This window comes from Psychrobacter sp. (assembly GCF_049295055.1).
In the GTDB taxonomy this organism is placed as follows: Bacteria; Pseudomonadota; Gammaproteobacteria; order Pseudomonadales; family Moraxellaceae; genus Psychrobacter.
Genome location: NZ_JBAQQF010000064.1, coordinates 1 through 21,174 on the forward strand (window position 1 = coordinate 1; position 21,174 = coordinate 21,174).

19 protein-coding genes and 1 tRNA gene are annotated in these 21,174 nt (G+C 41.1%); 14 read left to right on the top strand and 6 right to left on the bottom strand.

Annotated features, from left to right (window positions below; genetic code table 11):
- Positions 1–111: 111 nt before the first annotated feature.
- Positions 112–357: an SAVED domain-containing protein gene (locus WAZ74_RS09515; RefSeq protein ID WP_422308062.1), complete on the top strand. Its 246-nt coding sequence runs from the start codon at positions 112–114 to the stop codon at positions 355–357.
- Positions 358–444: 87 nt separating this feature from the next.
- On the opposite strand, the gene dpaL is transcribed toward WAZ74_RS09515, so the two are convergent.
- The 3 genes from dpaL to WAZ74_RS09530 all read right to left on the bottom strand — a co-directional run bounded on the left by dpaL (position 445) and on the right by WAZ74_RS09530 (position 2,803).
- Positions 445–1,620 (bottom strand): diaminopropionate ammonia-lyase, encoded by a 1,176-nt coding sequence (gene dpaL / locus WAZ74_RS09520; RefSeq protein ID WP_422308063.1) that lies wholly within the window; start codon positions 1,618–1,620, stop codon positions 445–447.
- Between the two features lie 62 nt (positions 1,621–1,682).
- Positions 1,683–2,066 carry a RidA family protein gene (locus WAZ74_RS09525; protein WP_422308064.1) on the bottom strand — a complete coding sequence of 128 codons (384 nt, stop codon included), beginning with the start codon at positions 2,064–2,066 and terminating at the stop codon, positions 1,683–1,685.
- Positions 2,067–2,122: 56 nt separating this feature from the next.
- Positions 2,123–2,803 (bottom strand): helix-turn-helix transcriptional regulator, encoded by a 681-nt coding sequence (locus tag WAZ74_RS09530; protein WP_422308065.1) that lies wholly within the window; start codon positions 2,801–2,803, stop codon positions 2,123–2,125.
- 404 nt (positions 2,804–3,207) lie between these two features.
- On the opposite strand from WAZ74_RS09530, the gene WAZ74_RS09535 reads away from it, so the two are divergent.
- From WAZ74_RS09535 to WAZ74_RS09545, 3 genes are all read left to right on the top strand, one after another.
- Positions 3,208–4,374, top strand: a complete 1,167-nt coding sequence (locus WAZ74_RS09535) for a M24 family metallopeptidase (protein WP_422308066.1) — start codon at positions 3,208–3,210, stop codon at positions 4,372–4,374.
- 18 nt (positions 4,375–4,392) lie between these two features.
- Positions 4,393–5,988 (top strand): BCCT family transporter, encoded by a 1,596-nt coding sequence (locus WAZ74_RS09540; protein WP_422308067.1) that lies wholly within the window; start codon positions 4,393–4,395, stop codon positions 5,986–5,988.
- Between the two features lie 96 nt (positions 5,989–6,084).
- Entirely contained in the window at positions 6,085–7,233 is a 1,149-nt protein-coding gene (locus WAZ74_RS09545) for a M20 aminoacylase family protein (RefSeq protein ID WP_422308068.1), read from the top strand.
- 501 nt (positions 7,234–7,734) lie between these two features.
- Here WAZ74_RS09545 and WAZ74_RS09550 read toward each other — a convergent pair.
- Positions 7,735–7,811: transfer RNA gene (locus WAZ74_RS09550), tRNA-Arg, on the bottom strand.
- 380 nt (positions 7,812–8,191) lie between these two features.
- On the opposite strand from WAZ74_RS09550, the gene WAZ74_RS09555 reads away from it, so the two are divergent.
- The 5 genes from WAZ74_RS09555 to WAZ74_RS09575 all read left to right on the top strand — a co-directional run bounded on the left by WAZ74_RS09555 (position 8,192) and on the right by WAZ74_RS09575 (position 12,513).
- Positions 8,192–8,872, top strand: coding sequence for a c-type cytochrome (locus tag WAZ74_RS09555; protein WP_422308069.1), 681 nt, complete (start codon positions 8,192–8,194; stop codon positions 8,870–8,872).
- A gap of 357 nt (positions 8,873–9,229) precedes the next feature.
- Positions 9,230–10,192, top strand: coding sequence for an ABC transporter ATP-binding protein (locus WAZ74_RS09560; RefSeq protein WP_422308070.1), 963 nt, complete (start codon positions 9,230–9,232; stop codon positions 10,190–10,192).
- Positions 10,193–10,236: 44 nt separating this feature from the next.
- Complete coding sequence (locus WAZ74_RS09565) at positions 10,237–11,010, top strand: ABC transporter permease (protein WP_422308078.1); 774 nt, start codon at positions 10,237–10,239, stop codon at positions 11,008–11,010.
- Positions 11,011–11,085: 75 nt separating this feature from the next.
- Positions 11,086–11,940, top strand: a complete 855-nt coding sequence (gene queF, locus WAZ74_RS09570) for an NADPH-dependent 7-cyano-7-deazaguanine reductase QueF (protein WP_422308071.1) — start codon at positions 11,086–11,088, stop codon at positions 11,938–11,940.
- Positions 11,941–12,018: 78 nt separating this feature from the next.
- Entirely contained in the window at positions 12,019–12,513 is a 495-nt protein-coding gene (locus WAZ74_RS09575; RefSeq protein ID WP_422308072.1) for a hypothetical protein, read from the top strand.
- An 85-nt stretch (positions 12,514–12,598) separates the two neighbouring features.
- Here WAZ74_RS09575 and WAZ74_RS09580 read toward each other — a convergent pair whose 3' ends face one another.
- A complete protein-coding gene (locus WAZ74_RS09580) occupies positions 12,599–14,317 on the bottom strand; it encodes a proline--tRNA ligase (RefSeq protein ID WP_422308073.1) in 1,719 nt (572 codons plus the stop codon).
- 616 nt (positions 14,318–14,933) lie between these two features.
- Here WAZ74_RS09580 and WAZ74_RS09585 point away from each other — a divergent pair.
- Together WAZ74_RS09585 and WAZ74_RS09590 are read left to right on the top strand one after the other, a co-directional pair.
- Positions 14,934–15,680 (top strand): DUF4230 domain-containing protein, encoded by a 747-nt coding sequence (locus WAZ74_RS09585; protein ID WP_422308074.1) that lies wholly within the window; start codon positions 14,934–14,936, stop codon positions 15,678–15,680.
- A gap of 161 nt (positions 15,681–15,841) precedes the next feature.
- Entirely contained in the window at positions 15,842–16,003 is a 162-nt protein-coding gene (locus WAZ74_RS09590) for a hypothetical protein (RefSeq protein WP_422308075.1), read from the top strand.
- Positions 16,004–16,074: 71 nt separating this feature from the next.
- Here the strand turns inward: WAZ74_RS09590 and WAZ74_RS09595 are convergent, their stop codons facing one another.
- Positions 16,075–17,631: a cryptochrome/photolyase family protein gene (locus WAZ74_RS09595; protein WP_422308079.1), complete on the bottom strand. Its 1,557-nt coding sequence runs from the start codon at positions 17,629–17,631 to the stop codon at positions 16,075–16,077.
- Between the two features lie 283 nt (positions 17,632–17,914).
- Between WAZ74_RS09595 and WAZ74_RS09600 the strand changes: the two genes are divergently transcribed.
- From WAZ74_RS09600 to trpA, 3 genes are all read left to right on the top strand, one after another.
- Complete coding sequence (locus tag WAZ74_RS09600) at positions 17,915–18,598, top strand: phosphoribosylanthranilate isomerase (RefSeq protein ID WP_422308076.1); 684 nt, start codon at positions 17,915–17,917, stop codon at positions 18,596–18,598.
- A gap of 180 nt (positions 18,599–18,778) precedes the next feature.
- On the top strand, positions 18,779–19,981 hold the full coding sequence (gene trpB, locus WAZ74_RS09605; protein ID WP_422308080.1) for a tryptophan synthase subunit beta: 1,203 nt from the start codon (positions 18,779–18,781) through the stop codon (positions 19,979–19,981).
- 115 nt (positions 19,982–20,096) lie between these two features.
- Positions 20,097–20,921, top strand: a complete 825-nt coding sequence (trpA, locus tag WAZ74_RS09610; RefSeq protein ID WP_422308077.1) for a tryptophan synthase subunit alpha — start codon at positions 20,097–20,099, stop codon at positions 20,919–20,921.
- Positions 20,922–21,174 lie beyond the last annotated feature (253 nt).

A 21,174-nucleotide genomic window follows, 5' to 3' on the forward strand; every position in this document is an offset into this window, starting at 1 on the left:
ATTCTCTCCCATTGGTCATCACGCAGGGCATGTCGTCTTGTCATGGTGGCTAATCTCAGATTTCTAGAAACACAATGAGTATAGCTTATTCTAAAATAACGGTTCTAATTGATGACACACCCTAGTAGGCTTAAGGATATTTTTACCAATTTGAACCAAATACATGGTATCGAAAAAGTGCATTTACTAGTCTGTGCTTCGAATGCAGCGTGTGTGTATATTGGTCAAGCTGTAGATAGATTTCAGCCTGAATTTACAGTCTATGACTATGGAACCGAAATGATGGAGCCTAAGCTCAGAATATACAATGATGGGAATACTACGGTCGTTGAATGTGTCATAGCGGATGGTGCATAGCACTTGTACATATTAAAGAAGCTTAATCTGACTATCGTATAAGTTTTAAAGAATGTCAGATTAAGTACGAAATATAATTGATAAAACCTAGTATTTAGCCTCCCATACTACATCTCTATATCTACTTGGATTAGTGTCTCCTTCAGTGTTAAATATCATCACAACTGAATCTTGATTTAACCCTAACTCGTCACGAAGCTTTTGATTTGAGGTATCGCTACATAGCTTATAGAGCAAGCCAAAAGTGATAGCGCCTGATTCCCCACTAGTAATAGCAGTGTCACCTGATAGCGGATTGCCTAATACGCGCATGCCTATTGCTGAAACACTATCATCTACAGAGGCAAAATAGCTGCTGTTATCTTTTAACACAGGCCAAGTAATCGGATTTGGCTCACCGCAAGCTAGACCTGCCATGATAGTATTCAGTTGACCGGTGACATTGACCATATCCCCGTCAGCGCTATCGCCCGAGCGATATAGACAGTCCGCAGCGTCAGGTTCGGCGATAATAGTCTTAAAACTATCCACACCAAGCTTATCTACTAAATAACCTAAAACACCACCTGCCATTGAACCCACACCAGCTTGCAGCATGACATGAGTAATTTTCCCTTCATTCATAGCTTCAGCTTGTTCAATCGCTTCATCAGGCATAGTCATATAACCTTGAGAAATCCAAGTTGGGATTTTCTCATAGCCCTCCCAAGCCGTATCCTGTACTAAAATCCAACCGTTTCCTTCTGCAGTTTTGCTAGCTAGGCGTACGGTATCATCGTAATTGACATCCGTTACAATACATTCTGCACCGAGTTTGCGAATACGCTCAACACTGGCTACTGGTGAGCCCATGGGCATATAAACGACTGCCTTCTGTCCCATTTTTTGCGCGGCCCACGCCACGCCAGTACCATGATTACCAGCGGTAGCAGTAGTGAATACTAATGGCTCGTCTAACTTTTCAGAAACGGTCTTTAGATCAATCTGTGCTATATCAACATCAAGATGTTCAGCTAACAACTGCCCTAGAGCATAAGAGCCACCGAGTCCCTTGTACGCTTTAAGCCCAAAACGATGAGACTCATCTTTAACCAAAATTGATTTTACGCCCAATCTTTTAGCTAATAGAGGTAGTGAAATTAATGGAGTTGGCTGATAGCCATCGATCTGATGATGAAAATCGCGTATTTGGCTAATAAAATTAGCATTGAATATTTCTGACTTTTTACCGGTGTAGAAGTTATTTTTAATAATGTTAATCATAAGATTCTCTCAAAAGTATAAAGATAAGGCCATGGCTACGATCAATAGAATTAACTTATAGATTAGTTAATAAAAGCGATGGCTTCTATTTCTATCAAAGCATCTTTTGGTAAACGAGCTGCCTCAAAACAAGTGCGACTTGGTGCAGCCTCAGTACCGAATACTTCAGTATAAACATCGTTGAAAGCAGCAAAGTCTTTCATATCAGATAGCAAGCAAGTGGTTTTTAGTACTGAATCTAAAGACGCACCACTTGCTTCAAGTACCGCTTTTAGATTAGCTAATGATTGGCGAGCCTGCTCCTCAATACCTCCTTCTACAAACACCATAGTCTTAGGGTCTAAAGGCAACTGACCTGAAGTAAATACTAACTCTTTAAATGCCATACCTTGAGAGTAAGGTCCGATAGCGGCTGGTGCTGTATCGGTGTGGACTGTTTTCTTCATAATTATCTCTTGTAATTGATTAATAAAATTTATAGGAGGATAGAGCCTTTAAGCGTTCATTCAGATTTAAATTCGCGTATATATTTATAAATAGCATGGCGAGTGATTCCTAGATGCTCAGAAACCATTGCCGTAGCCTCTTTAAATTCGAATATTTCATTTTCAAGCAAAACTTTAGTTACGGCTTTGTTTCTACCTTTCTGATTGACTGAAGGATCATTGTCAACTTCCAAAACAGCATTATTGAGAGCTTGCTCAATCAAATCTGTAGCGGAAGAACTAAAGTTTTCATTAACGCCAGTATGTAAACTGGCCATGTCCGGCATTAATGTTTGAATGATTTCTGGAAAAGGGCGGGATAAATTCATATTTATACAGAACAATCCAATTGGCTTACCAGCCTCACCCGCCAATACACAAGTAGTTGATTTAAGCAAAGCGCCATCTTTACTAGTAGTAAAGTAACTTTTTGGTGCTACTTCCCCTGTTTTTTTAAACTGGCTAAGCATTTTTAGCCCTACATCTGTGATAGGTGAGTAGACGGTACGGCCAGTATGGTGACCATTGACTATTTTAACGACTGATTTCTCAAAGCTTGCAAATGAATGAATCACTATTTCGCAATGAGGACCTATCAAGTCGGCGATTGTGTCGGCGAGTCGAAAGTAAGTTTCTAAGAATTTTGCATCTTCATCTGTAAATTCTGCATTTAATGCTGTAAATACTTTTTGTTCCATTTTTAAACCACTATTGTTTACTGAGTATGCTGATTATCATGGTCTTACTAAGATAGAAACGCAAGCTTGAAATTATACTCGCACCACTATAAAACCATAATTTCAAACGCAAATCAACCGATAAGTTAACTAAATGTAACTTTAACATATTATCGTCAATCTATACTTTCTTAATAGAATTTAGCCATTTATGCTTACTGAGCAAGAGTTTTAACAATATATATTACATAAAGTAACATAATATTGATTATTTTATAAATTTAATGCGGTTAGTATATTTAACTATAGAAAGGTGTTTATTTATGTACATTTAATATAGATAAACATTATAACTTGTAATACCTATAGTTCACTTATGTGACCTTTATAATTTGCTCTACAGTGATAACAGGGAAGATGTCATTATGATTAATTATCTGCAACGTGGTTTCGATCACTCTGAATTTGAAAAAAGAACTGCCCGCGCTCAAAAAATCATGCACGATATGAAGCTCGATGCCATGTTCTTTACTACCGAGCCAAACATACGATACTTCACAGGATTTCTTACCCAGTTTTGGCAAAGTCCAACACGTCCTTGGTTTCTTATTATACCCGCTGAAGGAAAACCTATTGCGATAGTGCCTGAGATCGGTGCTAGTGGTATGGCAGAAACTTGGGTTGAGAACATTATCACTTGGCCGTCACCACGTCCTGAAGATGATGGAATAAGCCTTGTCATTAGTGCATTAAATACTTTGCCCTGTCGTCATGGTCGTGTGGGAGCTACGCTAGGCATTGAATCGCATTTGCGTATGCCGATCAATAACTATCTAAAGCTTACCAAAATGGTAAAAAAAGATTTTGTAGATATCTCGCTAGCAGTACATGAGCTACGTCAAATTAAATCTCAAGCTGAAATCGAAAAAACACGTGAAATATGTCGCATTACTAATCATGGTTTTGCCAAGCTTCCTTATTATGCTCGTATCGGTATGACTGAACGTGAAATCTGTAAACAGCTTCGTATTGACATGTTGCAAGAAGGCGCAGACGCCTGTCCATATATTATTGCAGGTTCCGGACCTGATGGTTATGACAGTATTATTATGGGTCCGACAGATCGTGTCATTGAAGAAGGCGATGTTCTAATTATTGATACTGGTGCCGTACGTGATGGATACTTCTCTGACTTCGATCGAAACTGGGCCTTTGGACATGCTAGCGAACAGACAAAAGCTGCTTATCGTGCTACCTATGATGCCACAACGAAAGGTTTTGAAGCGGCACGACCTGGCGCAACAACATCCGATATTTATAATGCTATGTGGAGAGTGTTAGAAGCTAACGGTGCATTAGGTAATGATGTTGGTCGTCTTGGCCATGGTTTAGGTATTGAGTTGACTGAGCGACCTTCTCATACCGCAACTGACAATACTATTCTTATGCCAGGTATGGTGCTGACTCTTGAGCCAGGTATGGTATATGCACCAGGTAAGTCTATGGTGCATGAAGAGAATATTGTAATTACTGAAGATGGTGCAGAGTGGTTAAGTGAGCGTGCTGAGCCTGAACTCATTATCATCAAATAGACCGTAGGAGAAACGACTATGTCAGTAAAACGTGCAGATACTAAGCAAGGCAAACTAATATTTATCAGTACCATGACCTTCATCATTCTAGTTGTGGCAGCGGGAATACTATTTCCAGATACGCTTTATACCGTAGGAATTGGAACCATGACCTATCTAACTGATACTTTCGGTTGGATATATATGGTAGGTTCATTCTTATTTATTATGTCTATGTTTTATTTAGCATTCAGTAAATATGGTGATATTAAGCTTGGTCCTGACAATTCTAAACCTGAATTTAGTACTTTTTCCTGGATAGGTATGTTGTTCTCTGCAGGTATGGGTACGGTGATGCTTTATTGGGGCGTTGCTGAACCTGTATACCATTACATGGAGCCATTATCTACCACAGGTATTATGCCTCAAACCGCCGCGGCAGCTGAATTTGCGATGAAGCAAAGCTTTATCCATCAGGGTATTCAGGCATGGTCGGCATTTTCAGTAGTTGGTCTTGCCGTTGGGTACTTAATATACCGTAAAAATGAGAGCGGCTTAATTAGTAATATTCTTATCCCTTGGGGTCGTGACAAAGCAAATGGTAATCTTGGAAAATTAATTAACTTAGTTTGTGTATTTGGCGCCATTGCAGGTATATCAACCTCACTTGGGCAAAGCGGTCTTTCATTAGGAGTCAGTTTTTCATACCTTTTTGGTACACCTGATGCGCCATGGGTAGTGTTTTTACTTGTTGGTGTTATTGCTTTAATCACTATTGTATGTACCACAACTGGACTAGAAAAAGGCATTAAGCTTCTCTCAGATTATAATGCTTATCTACTAATTGGCCTCATTATACTGGTAGGATTTGTAGGTCCAACGACCACTATGATTAATGTATATTTTGACTCTTTAGGTAACTATATTAATGATTTCTTCAAAGATGCATTGATGTTACCGACATTTGCCGCAGAAGAAGATGCACCTTGGATCCGTGGCTGGCCAATCTATTACTATGCATGGGCTATTGCATGGGCACCCTTTGTAGGTCCATTTATTGCTCGAGTATCTAAAGGACGCACTATACGTGAGTTTATCCTAGGTTCTATGATTCTTCCTTGCATAGGCATTTTCTTATGGGTCGCATTTTTCGGTACTATCGGTATTCAGTCTGAACCAGAAGTACTCAAAGCAGCAGCAGCGTCATCAAAAGCGGCAACCTTTATTGTGTTAGAAGATTTCCCTCTTGGCAAAATCATCTCATTTGGTGTGGTCATTGCGCTATTCACCTGCTTTATTACTTCACTGAACAGCTCTACTTTTACCCTAGCCAGTATGAGTGAAAATGGAACAGACAATCCTAGTAATAAAATGAAAATTATCTGGGTGATTGCTCAGTCTGCAATGGCACTTACATTGATGATGAGCAGTAAAACAGGTATTGATCTACTGCAAAGTATCAGCCTGATATTTGCATTACCATTGATGTTCGTACTCTTTCTTTGTATCGCTAGTACTTTTAAAATGCTGCGCGCTGAGTTCACAGAGACTCCAATTACCGACTCAATTATAGTTAATCCTGAGACTAGAAAAGATCAAATGGCTAATGATGAAGAAATAGTAGAAAAAGGTTAAATTCAAACTTGTAAATTAATTGAATATTAGTCTTTAAATGAAATGAGCATAGAAGTAAATTTATTCCACAGAATAGTATTTAGATAGGAGAAAGTTATGGACATAGTAAAAGAAGCTATTGAATGGCGTCACCATATTCATAGATACCCTGAGCTGAGCACTAAAGAATTTAAAACTGCAGAATTCGTAGCGAATAAGCTAGAAGAATTCGGATTAGAAGTACATCGCGGTATCGGTGGAACGGGTGTAGTTGGCATTTTAAAGAGTGGTAATAGCGAACGTTCAATCGGTCTGCGTGCTGATATGGATGCCTTACAAATTCATGAGCAGAACAGCTTTAATCACGTATCAAAGAACGATGGCGTTATGCATGCTTGTGGGCATGATGGTCATACCGCCATGCTGCTAGGCGCGGCTCATGTTTTAGCTGACAATAAAAGCTTTGAAGGAACTGTCTACTTTATTTTTCAGCCTGACGAAGAGCGTGGCACAGGCGCTAAAGCAATGATTGCTGATGGTTTATTCACACGCTGGCACATGGATGCCGTTTACGGTATGCATAATATACCAGGTGTGGCAAAAGGTAAGTTTGTCACGCGTCCAGGCGCTTTGATGGCGAGCGAAAGTAGTTTTGAAATCATAATTAAAGCTACGGGTGGGCATGCAGCACTTCCTCATATGGGTACTGATCCAATTATTGTAGGTGCGCAAGTTGTCACTGCGCTACAAACCATTGTTTCACGTAATTTAAGTACAATAGATGAAACAGCCGTAATTTCAGTAACTAACTTCGAAACAAATGGTACCGTAAATGTCATTCCTTCAAAGGTAACCATTACAGGAGATACGCGTAGCTTTACCGATTCAACACTGCATAAGATAGAAAAAGCTATTGAACGCGTTGTAAAAGGTCAGTGTATATCAGCAGGTGTAGATTATGGCTATCACTTCAATAACAGCTACTTGTCTACCATAAATACGCTAGAAGAAACTATCCATGCAGTAAAAGCAGCACAAAAGGTAGTTGGTATCGACAACGTAAACGGTAACTGTGAAAGATATACCATTAGTGAAGATTTCTCATTTATGCTACGTGAAGTTGACGGCTGCTATATTTTAATTGGTAATGGCGAAGGAGAATGTGGCGGTACAGCGTTGCATAATCCACTCTATGATTTTAATGACGATATTCTTTCAATTGGGATAGATTACTGGGTAACTTTAGTCAATGAGCAGCTTAACTAGTAGTAATTATATTTTATGATTCTAGTCTAATAAAAGGGTAATGACCTAAAGGTTGTTACCCTTTTTTAAATCTAATTATATTTTGAGAATGGGCGGTAATATTTTACATTGAAATTGATAAAGTGATTGCGGGTAAATGGGTAGAAAGGTTTCCACCTCTATCTCACACTTAACTTGAGTCTAATACTTTAAGGTACTGGACTTGTCGATAAGATCAGATTTTAGGGATCAGTTACCAGCAGCAAGCTTTAACAATTTTGGTTACAAAATGGTCACCGTTTGGTCACCGAGCACTTGGTCACCGATTTTCAAAAGGCAGGTACATGCATGCAGACTTATAAAGAATACGTTATTAAAGAGTAGATTACTTCTTAGGGGTTGATAAAAATAGAATAACCAACCCTTATGGATAAAGGCTTTAAGGGGAATTGGAGACACAAAAAAACCTCAAACAATATAATGCTTGAAGCGAGATTTGAACAAAAATTAAGCTATAAATAGTGGTGCGCTCGGCGGGAATCGAACCCACGACCCTCGGCTTCGGAGACCGATACTCTATCCAACTGAGCTACGAGCGCATAATCTGAACGAACTGCCTAAATATTAACGGTCTAATTAAAAGTAACCGTTAAAAAAATAGATAGCAGTGCAGTATTGTAAAGCTGTCTCGAAAAATAAAGACGGCTTAGTCTAACAAATAAAAGCCATAAAGCCAATGAATGAAGGTGGCTATTGAGGTTTTTTAAGAAAAAACAAGATAGTCAGCAAACAGGCATGGCAATCTACCCGTCTTTTCCCTTATAATGTCAGGGAGAATCCCTATTTATATTCACCGATTACAAGTGCGCTCGTATGCGGGATGGCTGTTTGCTATTGACAACTGGTTGTTGTTGAAGGAGGACAGACAGAATGTCCAAGCTATGTTGACCCTTGTATACGTAATAAGAGAACGTGACGAATGAGAAAAGTAGTTATGTTATCGGCAGCTGCCATTCTAGGAATCGCTAGTATCGCTGTGAGCCAAGCTGAAAGCGCTGTAGACACGCCTGTTACCATATCTGCAGTCGCAGAAGGTAAAGAGGTTGTTGCAAATGCCCCTGAGAAACTAGGCGATGAGACCCAAGCTGCTGCAGATACCACCGATGGTGCTGCTCCTATGGATGCAACTGCTGACGCCACTGCGCAAGCAGATGCTCCAGCTGAAGAAATTACCGTAGCGGTAGCAGCACCTGCGGCGGCTGAAGAGCCAATTCCACAAGATACGCCACAAGTGCAAAAGCTCATTGCTTTGTATCCTAACTTGATTGCTCGTATTCAGCCTGTTGGTAAAGTATGCTTTGAAGACGATGAAGTTTGTGATGTGACCGCTCGTTCTTCTGGTCCATCAGCTGGTGATGGCCCACGTGAGGGTAAAGCTGTATACAATGCAGTATGTCAGACTTGCCATGCGTCAGGACTGCTTGGCTCACCTATGTTAGGTGACGCTGGCGCTTGGGGCCCACGTATAGCGCAAGGTGCAGAGACCTTATATACCCACGCTATCAACGGTTATAATGCTATGCCTGCTAAAGGTGGTGCTGATATCCCTGATGAAGAAGTACAAAACGCTGTCGATTATATGGTTGCTGAAGCCAGCTAATCGTCATTGCCAACGTATAGTGGTAAACCGTTAGCATACCTACATATTAAAAATTAAGGGTCGATAATTGGTTGTCGGCTCTTGTTCTTTTGTTTAGTTTAATAAGCCATACGTTTTAAGTATGCTAATGCCTTTTAGGTTAAAGTTTTTTAGATTATAAGTGTGTATAGCGCCTATCTCATTTGATGAGATAGGCGCTTTTTTGGCTAATGACTTATGCTCAATGATGAGTTGTACTAATATCATGCTTATAATATGACGCAGTTGAAATATGTCATGACTAGCCTCACATTAAGGCTTACATAATCTATTTTATACCCCATACTATTTATTTCATAAAATTATAAAGAGGTATTCATGTCTGAAGTACCAGCGCTATCGATTCAGAATTTATCCAAAACTTATGCCAATGGGTTTTCTGCCTTAAAAGACGTCAGTCTCACCGTCCCACAAGGTGGATTTTTTGCATTATTAGGACCGAACGGTGCTGGTAAGTCAACGATGATTGGTATTATCAGCTCGCTGTTCAAACCAACCGGCGGCAGCGTAAATATCTTTGGTGTCGACTTATTAGCCAACCCATCCGTTGCCAAGCAATACTTAGGTGTGGTGCCGCAAGAGTTTAATTTTAATCAGTTTGAAAAAGTAGAAGATATTCTAATTACTCAAGCGGGTTATTTTGGTATACCTGCTAAAGAGTCAAAACCACGTGCCGAGCGCTTGCTAAAAGCATTGGGCCTTTGGGATAAACGAGACAGTAAATCGCGAGAGCTGTCAGGTGGCATGAAGCGGCGTTTAATGATTGCGCGCGCACTGATTCATAAGCCTAAACTATTGATTCTCGATGAGCCAACCGCTGGGGTTGATATTGAACTACGCCGCTCGATGTGGGAGTTCATGCAGCAAATCAATATTGAAGAAAATACCACTATTATTCTGACCACTCATTATTTAGAAGAAGCTGAGCAGCTGTGTAAGCGCATTGCCATTCTAGATCATGGCGAGATTCGTATTAATACTGAGATGAAAGACTTGCTAGCGCAGTTGTCGGTTGAGACTTTTGTGTTAGATTTGACCCAGCCGCTCACCCAGCCTTTAGTCATTGATAAAGTAACAGAGATTGTCCAGCCTGATGAGCTAACAGTTGAAGTGACTTTAAGTGAGGGCGAGACGCTTAATTGTGTCTTTGAGCAGCTTACCAAACTTGATATCGAAGTGGCCAGTATGCGCAACAAGTCTAACCGCTTAGAGGAGCTATTTATGCGGCTAGTCGATCAAAATATTCAGAATGAAGACAGTATGAAGGAGGCAGGGTTATGAAACAGGAAGTCACTCATAAAGTCATTGTAGATCCTACTAAATCGATGTCTGCCGCTAAAAAGTGGATCGCTTTTCAAACGATTTTAGTCAAAGAGATTCGTCGCATCCTGCGTATTTGGCCACAAACCCTGTTGCCACCGGTCATTACCATGGCTTTATACTTTGTCATCTTTGGTAAGATGATTGGCTCGCGGGTAGGGGATATGGGCGGCGTACCGTACATGCAGTTTATCGTCCCAGGTCTTATCATGATGGCGGTCATTACCAACAGTTACTCTAATGTGGTTTCAAGCTTCTTTAGTGCTAAATTTACCGCCAGTATTGAAGAGCTATTAGTCTCTCCGGTTTCTAAGCACGCCATACTAATGGGTTACATCGGCGGCGGTATTTTTCGCGGTTTGATTATTGCGATTATTGTTTCTATCGTCGCGCTGTTCTTTACTAAACTGGGTATCGAGCATTTATTTGTCACTATATTTACGGTATTAGGAACGTCTATTTTGTTCTCGCTTGGCGGCTTTATTAATGCGGCCTATGCGCGCTCATTCGATGACATTACTATTATTCCAAGCTTTGTGCTGACACCGCTGACCTTTCTTGGCGGCGTGTTTTACTCGATGGAGAACTTATCGCCATTTTGGTACAACATCTCACTATTAAATCCCATCGTTTATATGGTCAACGCCTTCCGTTTCGGTATCCTTGGTTATTCGGATGTCAACGTTTGGTATTCGATGGCGGCCATTTTCGTATTTTGCGTGGTGTTTTATGTCATCTCTTATCGACTATTAAGTGATGGCTCGCGTATCCGCTTGTAGTGCTGATAGCTACAATCATTATAGTAATTGAACCATTATTTCAAATTTTTTAATGTTTAATATTAGGAAGTACCAATGAGTATCCACGGTATCTTGGGTGAACAAACCACTGATTATCCAACTGAGTATAGTCCAGAAACCTTATATCCAATTGCCCGTAGTATGGGGCGAGACGTCATTGGCTGGCAAGATGATAAGCTACAAGTAGGCATTGACTGGTGGCAGGCATTTGAGCTGTCATGGTTAAATCAACAGGGTATATCGCAGGTTGCCATAGCACGCTTTGGTATTCCGGCAAGCTCGCCGTTTATAGTTGAGTCAAAATCATTGAAGTTGTATTTAAACAGTATTAACTTCACTGAATTTAGCAACTGGCAAGAAGTGCAAACACTGGTTGCGAAAGATTTATCAGCTTGTGTACAAGCAGATGTGAAATTTGAGTTGATCAGTTTAGATGATACTCGGTCAGGATTGCTAATTACGCAACCTGACGGTGTTTGTATTGATGATGCCTTAGCAAATAGTATGGATAAAGTGGCGATAACTATGCATCCTGATGCGTCGTTGCTGAACAGTAATAATAAAGCAAACGATAGCGACAGTCAGGCTTATACTTTTTATTCCAATCTATTACGCAGTAATTGTCCGGTGACCAATCAGCCAGATTGGGGCACATTGGCGGTTTCTATTAGCAGTAATAAAACAGTCGATGAAGCCAGTATGCTGCGTTATATCTTAAGTTTCCGTCAGCATAATGGCTTTCATGAGCAATGCGTCGAGCAGATATTTGCTGATTTAAGCAAATATTATGAGCCAAGTGAGCTGATGGTACGCGCTTGGTATACGCGCCGCGGCGGTATCGATATCAACCCTTGTCGCGTAAGTGATATTGCATTATTACCAGCACCTAGCCGTTTGATTCGTCAATAAATATCGATTGATTTCTTTTAAAAATTATAATTAAACTTTATAATTAGTAAACATTTTTTTCTATCAAAAGGATTTATCATGGACGTCAAACATATCGTAGCAATGCTCGGTGCGGTAGGGTTGTCAGCACTTATGCTCCAACCTGCTTATGCTGCGAATAAAACTGGTTTTAAAAAGGTTAAAACCGAAGATGGCGGCAGTATCATTTATTACAAAGGAGAAACTACTCTCAAAGGGATAATCAATGTGACTGAGCCTGATGATGAATACACACCGTGTAGTCTATGCTTTTCTGTAGATGAAAAAGACTATAAAAAGATCCCTCGCGCTAAAGGGGATGACCGCGATCCTTGGTTTACTTTTGATAATGCGCACTACAATGAAGCCAATAAAACCTATCAAGTGCTCGGATTGAAGGTTCGTTCTGATAAATGTTATCAGCCTATTCCCGCAACCATTAAAATTAGAAACTATAAAGAAGATATGACAGAGACAGAAACAATTGATGAGACTACGTTAATAAAAATTGTCAGTATGGGGACGCCTAAAGTCATTACTTGTACTCCGAACTGATAGTTTCAATAACTGATAGTAGGTTGGAAAAAGCGCCTATCTTATTCACTAAGATAGGCGCTTTTTATTATGCAAAGTTTTTTAACTATTTGCTGCTTACTTTTGCCAATACTTCTTCACGGCTGAGTAATTGCTTTTCACTATCACGGCGATTGACGTATTCGTACTTATCTTCTGCAAGATTACGGTCAGATACCACGATACGATGTGGAATACCAATCAGCTCAAGATCAGCAAACTTCACGCCTGGGCGCTCATTACGATCATCAAGCAAGACATTGATACCAAGGGCTTTTAGCTCTTGATACAATGCTGTTGCTGTTGCCATGACGGTTTCTTCTTTAGACTTCATTGGTACGATAGCCACTTCAAACGGTGCTAGCGAATCAATAACATCTGGCGTTGATGGCCACATAATACCGTTTTCATCATTATTTTGCTCAATAGCGGCGGCGATAATACGGCTAACGCCGATACCGTAACAACCCATCATTAAGGTAACTGGTTTACCGTCTTCACCTGAAACGGTACAGTTCATCGCTTGTGAGTATTTATCACCCAATTGGAAGATATGACCGACTTCGATACCGCGCTTAATTTGTAGTGTGCCTTTACCATCAGGAGAAGGATCGCCTTGATTGACATTGCGAATATCAACAATACGGGTGATATGCGCGTCACGCTCCCAGTTCATACCAATAGTATGTTTATTGACCTCATTGGCACCAGAAACGAAATCTGACAGCGCTGCTGCTGCACGGTCTACAAAGACGGGCATATCAAGCTCAACGCCGATATAGCCTTTATGGTGACCAGCAGCTTTTAACTCTTCTTCCGTTGCCATCGTTAAAGGTACGTTAGCTTCTTCGATTTTTTCAGCTTTAATCGTATTTAGCGTATGGTCGCCACGTAGTACCACAGCGATAAGCTGAGGCTCACCTTCTGGAGTATGACCTTGCACAATTAATGTTTTTACGGTGGTGGCAAGCGCAACGTTTAAATGCTCAGCGACTGCTTCACAGGTTGGCATGTTGATGGTATCGACATTCTCGCGGGGCATAGTCGCAGGTTGACGTTCGGCAGTACTGATAGATTCAGCAAGCTCTACGTTCGCAGCATAATCGGAAGAATCAGAGAAAGCGATATCATCTTCACCGCTATCTGCTAGCACGTGGAACTCATGCGAGGCAAAACCACCGATAGAACCATTATCTGCTTGTACTGCACGGAAATCCAAACCTAGACGAGTAAAAATACGCGTATAGGCATCATACATTTCATGATAAGTCTTTGCCAATGACGCTTGGTCAAAATGGAACGAATACGCATCTTTCATCGTAAATTCGCGCGCGCGCATCACGCCAAAACGTGGGCGAATTTCATCCCGAAACTTATTTTGAATTTGAAAGAAAGTAATCGGTAGCTGTTTATAACTGCGTAGTTCGCCTTGGGCTAAGTTGGTAATGACTTCTTCATGCGTTGGCCCCAACACAAATTCGCGGTCATGGCGGTCTTTAAAACGCAGGAGCTCAGGGCCGTAATCGTCGAAACGACCGGTCTTCTGCCAAAGCTCAGCAGGTTGAGTCATGGGCATGAGTACTTCTTGTGCGCCGACATTTTGCATCTCTTCGCGAACGATACGCTCGACTTTTTGCAACACGCGCAAACCCATTGGCAACCAGATATATAATCCAGAAGCGATTTTGCGAATTAGACCTGCTCTGACCATTAATTGGCTTGAGGCGATATCCGCATCATTAGGCGTTTCTTTTAGCGTGGCAAATAAAAATTGACTGGCTTTCATAAATAAAGCGGAACCTTATCAACGATAAAATAAATAAGAAATAGTAGGATGTTGAGCGTGTGGTTTGATGGCCGACGCAAGATTACCCTTTATTACTTGGTAATAGTCTAGGACATGGTCTAGTTAAAAGGTACTTCAATTGACAGTACTCTAGTAGACAGCGCGTTCGCAAACAGCACCTAAAAAAGGGTGAAAATTTTCATTTTCGTATAAAAATATCAGTAATTATATCGCCGTTTTTAAGGCGTATAAGCCTTAAAAATAAATGTAAACTGACATTTTAGACATACAATCTGACTATGTTAGGTAAAGTTCGCCTAAGACGCAATGACTTTTTGTTTTTTTAGAGCGAACATGCTCTAAACGGGAAGGGATAACGGATAACAATCCGCTTGTTTATCGGATAAATTAACGGTTTTTAAAGATGTTAAATTGCATTATGAGCTACTATCTCACAGATAGATATTGACTCTAAATTATGTATAGAATTGCTACTAACTACTTGAAATTATTGCAAAGACGTCGCATTGATAGGTTAGTGTTTAGTTGTTATATAGCAATTACATGGCAGTGATATGCCAATGAAAATAAATAATAAAATATCGAGGTAGTTTATATGTCCAATCCTGATAACCGGCTTCCAACTGACGATCATCATGCAGCTAACCCAAAAGCAAAAAAACCTATCGCTATGATGTCGTGGCTTGTATTACTCATCGGTCTAGCAGCTATCGTCTTTGCTATTTATAGTGTGCAGAATATAACCAAAGAAGAACCCATAGAAACCATCACCCGAGAGGGTGTGGTTATGCAAATTCAGAAGTTGAATCGTTTAGAGACTGTGGCGTTCAGTGTCGATACCGTCATTACCAGTCAACGTCCTGGCAGTTGGATGAAGCTGTGGCAAGACGAGCAAAAGGGTTTGTTTATCGCGCGCGGACGAGTGGAGGCGGGGATTGATTTAAGTGCACTTACCCCTGAGATGGTACAAGTCGTGCAGCCTGAAATTAACGTCGATGAGATACAAGAAGCGGATGCTAATACGCCAGTATCAATAATGCCGCAAATTAATATCACGATACCACCTTCAGAGATATTTTCAGTATATTTAGACGATATTGAGATTTATGATTGGCAAACGGGTGTTTTTGGCATGATGCAAGTCGATCCTAAAATACTAAAGCAAGCGCAAAGCATGGCCAAAAAAGAAGTCCTTGAACGTGCTTGCCGCGGTGATGTCATGACTATGGCATTAGAGAATGCACAAACGCAGTTGCAACAGCTGTTTTCTTTAACTGGAGCTGTAGTAACGGTGACTACGCAAGGTGCTGGCGCGTGCCAGATGCCAGTAAATAATACTTAGATAATCCTATCAAAAACATAGACTAGATAATCTTACGGTAGCTTATTAGTTGGAAAGACTTAAAGTAACACCATTTATATTGTATAGTAGAGCTTATCTATTATTCATAATCAACTTATGAATTTCGTTGGTAATATAACCCTATATAAAAGGTGGCGTATATGACAACTCCTAATAATCGACCGTCTTCTAAGCCTGAACGTCAGCTTAATAAGCGTCCTAAACCAAAAGAATCACTTTCTTTTGCGACATGGGTGCTGTTAATTATAAGCTTCACTTTATTAGCCTATGCTCTTTACATTATCCAAACCCGTATATTGTAAACTTCAGCTGAGCTAATAAGCAGGCACGAATGCGGCTAATGTGAATAAAGTACATTAAGTGAGATGAATCGCTATTTTTTAAATTCAGCAATCGCTAATTGCCGAGCTGCTTTATGGTCGACCATAGGTTTTGGATAGTTGATTGTGACTAGCTGCCCACTGGTGCTAAGCATCTTGCGCATTTTATCTTCGCTATGCAAGATGCTGGCAGGAATTTCATTCAATTCAGGTAGCCATGTTTTAATAAATATCCCATCAGGATCGTGAGTTTTGGCTTGGCTAAACGGGTTCATAATACGAAAGTAGGGCGCAGAATCCGTACCAGTCGAAGCACTCCACTGCCACCCGCCATTATTGGACGCAAAGTCACCATCTATCAGCTGCTGCATAAAGTAGCGCTCGCCCCAACGCCAATCAATTAATAAATCCTTAGTCAAAAACATCGCCGTAACCATACGCAAGCGATTGTGCATAAAGCCTGTTGCATTGAGACAGCGCATTGCCGCATCGACTAATGGCACGCCAGTTTTACCTTCGCACCATGCATTAAAGTCCTTCTGATTATATGACCAGTTAACCTTGATATCGGTCTCATGCTTATAAGCTTGATGGCGTATCAGTTCGGGCTTATAGTCTAAAACATGGCGATAGAAATCTCGCCACGCTAGCTCGCTTATCCAGCGGTTGATGTCATTGTTATCAGAGCTATCAGAGTTATCAGAGCTGTCACTGTCATTCCCATGCAATTCTCCCAATGCTTTACTAGCCTGTAAGTAGCAAAGTCTCGGACTGATTGCGCCAATAGTCAGGTAAGCAGATAACTGACTGGTGGCGTTTAAGCTGGGTACATCACGGCTCACATCATAGTCATTAATATCTTCAGCGACAAATTGGTCTAAGCGATGACAAGCAGCAACTTCGCCAGCAGGGTAAGCGCTGCAAGCTTGACTGAGCTGAGCATCCGTATCTATATATTTATACGTTTCATTACTCTGTAAATGTTGTTGATAGTCGCTGACGGTTTGTTTGCATAACGCTTCTATAGCTTCGCTACTGTCCACACTAACTTTTGATGATTTTAAATCTACTTTATTATTGTTTATAGCTGGTGCTTTATGAATTTGTATGTTGCCTACATCCAAGGTTTGTCGCCATTTTTTATAAAATGGGGTAAACACTTGATACATACTGTCGTCATTGGTAGTGATACTTTGCGGTGGCAAGATACATTGGTCGTGCCAGCGAATAAATTCAATATTCCTCTGCGCAAGTTGCTTGGTTAATTGCTCATCGCGAGTAATTTCATTGCCTTCGTACTCATGATTTGCCATCACGCAGCTAATATTATTGTCCCTACAGAAAGCGTTTAGCGCCTCGATACAATCAGAAAAGCTTGGGCATACCTGTACGGTTAATTTGATATTTAATTGCGTTTGTAGGTCTTTTGCGAGAATAGGCAAGGTGCGGGCGATATGGTCAAGCTGTGTTAGCGACATATCATGTACTTGCCATTGTTCTGGAGTGAGAAAAAATACGGCACTGACCTGAGCTTTTTCTGCGTTTGCCCGATCACAAAGAGCAGCTAGGGCAGTATTATCGTGCACTCGTAGGTCACGACGAAACCACATTAAGTAATGTGGCGTGCTGACATTAGTAGCCTTGCCATTAGTATTATCGTTGCTGTCAGTGTTGTGAGCCGTTGTCGACGCATTGTTAGACATTCAAGAATCCTTATTTTAATCAATCGCAATCATAAACAAAACTATGAATAAAAGTATGCTAGGATAAGTTTTTGTATGCAATTGATTTGCCGTTCAATTAACAAATTATCACCATTTATTATGATTCACGGCTGATTATAATTTATAATCAATGCTTGTCTATTGTTAAGATGGTATTTAAGGTCATAAGATGCACGTTAAGTTCTGCGGTTTTACCCAGCTTAGTGATGTTCATACTGCTGCACAGCTAGGCGTTGATGCGGTAGGCTTGGTGTTTTATCCCTCAAGCCCGCGTGCCGTAACGCAGGCGCAGGCGCAAGTATTAATTGCCGCTGTACCTGCTTTTGTGAGTGTGGTTGCCTTAGTGGTGAATATGCCTCGCGAGCAGTTGACTGAGCTTGCCGATAACGTGCCCTTTGATATTATTCAATTTCACGGCGATGAAAGTCCTGAGCAGTGTCAACAACTGGCTAGCTCAGTCAATAAACGTTGGATAAAAGCCTTACGTATCAATACTGAGCAAGATACGCTTGAGAGTGTTAATACACAGATTGACAATTTTGCCTCAGCAGGCGCTAGCAGTATATTACTTGATGCCTACCATCAACATAAATATGGCGGTACTGGCGCGCGCTTTGATTGGAATCTCATTCCACAGAATAGCGCGCTGCCGATTATTCTAGCTGGCGGGCTTGATGCCCAAAACGCTGCTGCTACCTGCGACTTATCTATTTACGGTGTTGATGTCAGCGGCGGAATTGAAGTTGATAAAGGCAAAAAAGACCCTGCTAAAATGCGCGCCTTTATGAAAGCGGTCAAACGCGACCGATGGCAAAACGAGACGCTTAGCGAACCTTCGAATATAAGTAGCTAACTTTAAATTTTCAAACTTCTAAAGCTAACTATATAAATTGTCTTCTCTATAGTTATTTTAAAAAAATACCAATCCTAAAAAATACCACTTATTACAGTAGGAATTACCATGAGTCATGTCGCTAACAAAGATTTATCTACCACCGCACAAGCTATCAATACTTTTACTAATCCAGAAAGTGTGCAAGATTTTAACCAATACCCAGATGCCCGTGGACATTTTGGCGTCCACGGTGGCCGCTTCGTGTCTGAGACCTTGATGGCCGCATTAGAAGAGCTAGAAGCGTTATATAACAGAGTCAAAGTAGATCCAGCGTTTTGGGAAGAATATCACAATGATTTAGTCAACTACGTCGGACGCCCAACGCCGCTTTATCATGCCAAGCGATTGAGCGATGAGATTGGCGGCGCGCAAATTTACTTTAAACGTGAAGACCTCAATCATACCGGCGCACATAAAGTCAATAACACCATTGGTCAGGCGCTGCTTGCCAAAATGAGTGGCAAAAAACGTATTATTGCAGAAACTGGGGCAGGGCAACATGGCGTTGCGACGGCGACGATTGCGGCACGTTTGGGACTTGAATGTATCGTTTATATGGGAGCTGATGATGTAGAGCGCCAAAAAATGAACGTTTATCGCATGCGTCTGCTTGGCGCGACAGTAGTGCCAGTGACGTCTGGCTCACGTACGCTTAAAGATGCGATGAATGAAGCGATGCGTGATTGGGTTACCAATGTCGATAGCACGTATTATATTATCGGTACGGTTGCAGGCCCACATCCTTACCCGTTACTTGTGCGTGATTTCCAAGCGATTATCGGTAAAGAAGCGCGTGTTCAGCATTTACAAATGACAGGTAAGTTACCAGATGCGCTAGTTGCTTGTGTTGGTGGTGGCTCGAACGCCATCGGTCTATTCTTTGACTTCCTAAATGATACGGAAGTCAAAATGTACGGTGTTGAAGCGACAGGCGATGGTATTGAAACGGGTCGTCATTCAGCGCCACTCGCTGCTGGTCGTATTGGCGTCTTGCATGGTAACCGTACGTATTTGATGGCGGATGATGAAGGTCAAATTCAAGAAACCCATTCTATCTCAGCAGGCCTTGATTATCCTGGCGTTGGTCCTGAGCACAGCTTCTTAAAAGATATGAAACGCGTAGAATATGTCGGCTGTACCGATAAAGAATCACTAGAAGGTTTCCATGAAGTCACGCGCAAAGAAGGTATCATTCCTGCGCTTGAATCTGCTCATGCCGTTGCTTATGCACTAAAGCTAGCTAAGACCATGACTCCTGATCAAACGATTATTGTAAATATGTCAGGTCGCGGCGATAAAGATTTGCATTCTGTCATGAAGGCAGAGGGGATTGAGTTGTAATAACTGCTTTTTTAGTAGCAACTGAATTATCCTTTGGAAGAAAAATTGCTAATTTGACCCTTTATTATTAAATAGAGGGTCAACTGAGCCAGTTTATAATAATTAAGAGAACACTATGACCCGAATTGAAAGCACTTTTGAAACTTTAAAATCACAAAATAAAAAAGCCCTGATTCCTTATGTAATGGCAGGCGATCCTAATCCTAGCAACTTTGTGGGCTTGCTACATGATTTAGTGAAGCATGGCGCCGATATGATAGAAGTTGGCTTGCCGTTTTCTGATCCAATGGCGGATGGCCCAACCGTTGCATTGGCTGGCGAGCGTGCATTAGCCGCAGGGACTAGTACTCGCGATGCGCTAAAAATGGTTGCAGAGTTCCGTCAGCAAGATACGCAAACGCCTATTATCTTAATGGGTTATCTGAATCCAGTTGAGATTATCGGTTATGATAACTTCGTGGCGCTATGTGAGCAGTCAGGTGTTGACGGGATTTTGATGGTTGATTTGCCACCAGCAGAGGCGGGTAGCTTCACTCAGCATTTAACCGAACATACAATGAATGAGATTTTCTTATTATCACCAACGACGTTGGCTGAGCGTCGTCAGCAAGTATTGACTCATTGTGGTGGCTATATCTATTATGTATCGCTTAAAGGGGTAACCGGTTCGGCAACGCTAGATACCGATGATGTAGCTAAGCACGTAAAAGCGATTAAAGCGGAAACTGATTTACCGGTATGTGTCGGTTTTGGTATTCGTGATGGCGCATCTGCTAAAGCCATTGGCGAACACGCTGATGGTATTATTGTTGGCAGTGCTTTAGTACAGAATTTCGCAAATATAGATGCCAATGATGCTCATGCGGTTGCAGGCGCTCAGCAAAAGATTATGGCAAAAATGGATGAGCTACGTGAAGCATTAGATAGCTTAAGTGCATAATTAACATAAAGGTAAGAGTTAGAAGTTGGGTTAACGCAAAGACAGTAGTGCTCTAATAGTAATATAGTCAGTTCAATGTAAAAACGATACAGCGGAACTAGAATGAATTTTTTGCAGCCTCTGTCAGCGTAGGCACAGCAAGCCAGAAAAACTCATCCTAGTCTCGCGTGAAAAATAACGTATCTGTTTTATTGGGTATCGACTATAACTAATATAAATGACCGCTCTAAACAACTTCTTTAAATAATTTTTA

Excerpts from the sequence above, each read along its gene's own strand:
- WAZ74_RS09515 (WP_422308062.1), top strand. The coding sequence starts at position 112 with ATGACACACCCTAGTAGGCTTAAGGATATTTTTACCAATTTGAACCAA.
- dpaL (WP_422308063.1), bottom strand. The coding sequence starts at position 1,620 with ATGATTAACATTATTAAAAATAACTTCTACACCGGTAAAAAGTCAGAA.
- WAZ74_RS09525 (WP_422308064.1), bottom strand. The coding sequence starts at position 2,066 with ATGAAGAAAACAGTCCACACCGATACAGCACCAGCCGCTATCGGACCT.
- WAZ74_RS09530 (WP_422308065.1), bottom strand. The coding sequence starts at position 2,803 with ATGGAACAAAAAGTATTTACAGCATTAAATGCAGAATTTACAGATGAA.
- WAZ74_RS09535 (WP_422308066.1), top strand. The coding sequence starts at position 3,208 with ATGATTAATTATCTGCAACGTGGTTTCGATCACTCTGAATTTGAAAAA.
- WAZ74_RS09540 (WP_422308067.1), top strand. The coding sequence starts at position 4,393 with ATGTCAGTAAAACGTGCAGATACTAAGCAAGGCAAACTAATATTTATC.
- WAZ74_RS09545 (WP_422308068.1), top strand. The coding sequence starts at position 6,085 with ATGGACATAGTAAAAGAAGCTATTGAATGGCGTCACCATATTCATAGA.
- WAZ74_RS09555 (WP_422308069.1), top strand. The coding sequence starts at position 8,192 with ATGAGAAAAGTAGTTATGTTATCGGCAGCTGCCATTCTAGGAATCGCT.
- WAZ74_RS09560 (WP_422308070.1), top strand. The coding sequence starts at position 9,230 with ATGTCTGAAGTACCAGCGCTATCGATTCAGAATTTATCCAAAACTTAT.
- WAZ74_RS09565 (WP_422308078.1), top strand. The coding sequence starts at position 10,237 with ATGTCTGCCGCTAAAAAGTGGATCGCTTTTCAAACGATTTTAGTCAAA.
- queF (WP_422308071.1), top strand. The coding sequence starts at position 11,086 with ATGAGTATCCACGGTATCTTGGGTGAACAAACCACTGATTATCCAACT.
- WAZ74_RS09575 (WP_422308072.1), top strand. The coding sequence starts at position 12,019 with ATGGACGTCAAACATATCGTAGCAATGCTCGGTGCGGTAGGGTTGTCA.
- WAZ74_RS09580 (WP_422308073.1), bottom strand. The coding sequence starts at position 14,317 with ATGAAAGCCAGTCAATTTTTATTTGCCACGCTAAAAGAAACGCCTAAT.
- WAZ74_RS09585 (WP_422308074.1), top strand. The coding sequence starts at position 14,934 with ATGTCCAATCCTGATAACCGGCTTCCAACTGACGATCATCATGCAGCT.
- WAZ74_RS09590 (WP_422308075.1), top strand. The coding sequence starts at position 15,842 with ATGACAACTCCTAATAATCGACCGTCTTCTAAGCCTGAACGTCAGCTT.
- WAZ74_RS09595 (WP_422308079.1), bottom strand. The coding sequence starts at position 17,631 with ATGTGGTTTCGTCGTGACCTACGAGTGCACGATAATACTGCCCTAGCT.
- WAZ74_RS09600 (WP_422308076.1), top strand. The coding sequence starts at position 17,915 with ATGCACGTTAAGTTCTGCGGTTTTACCCAGCTTAGTGATGTTCATACT.
- trpA (WP_422308077.1), top strand. The coding sequence starts at position 20,097 with ATGACCCGAATTGAAAGCACTTTTGAAACTTTAAAATCACAAAATAAA.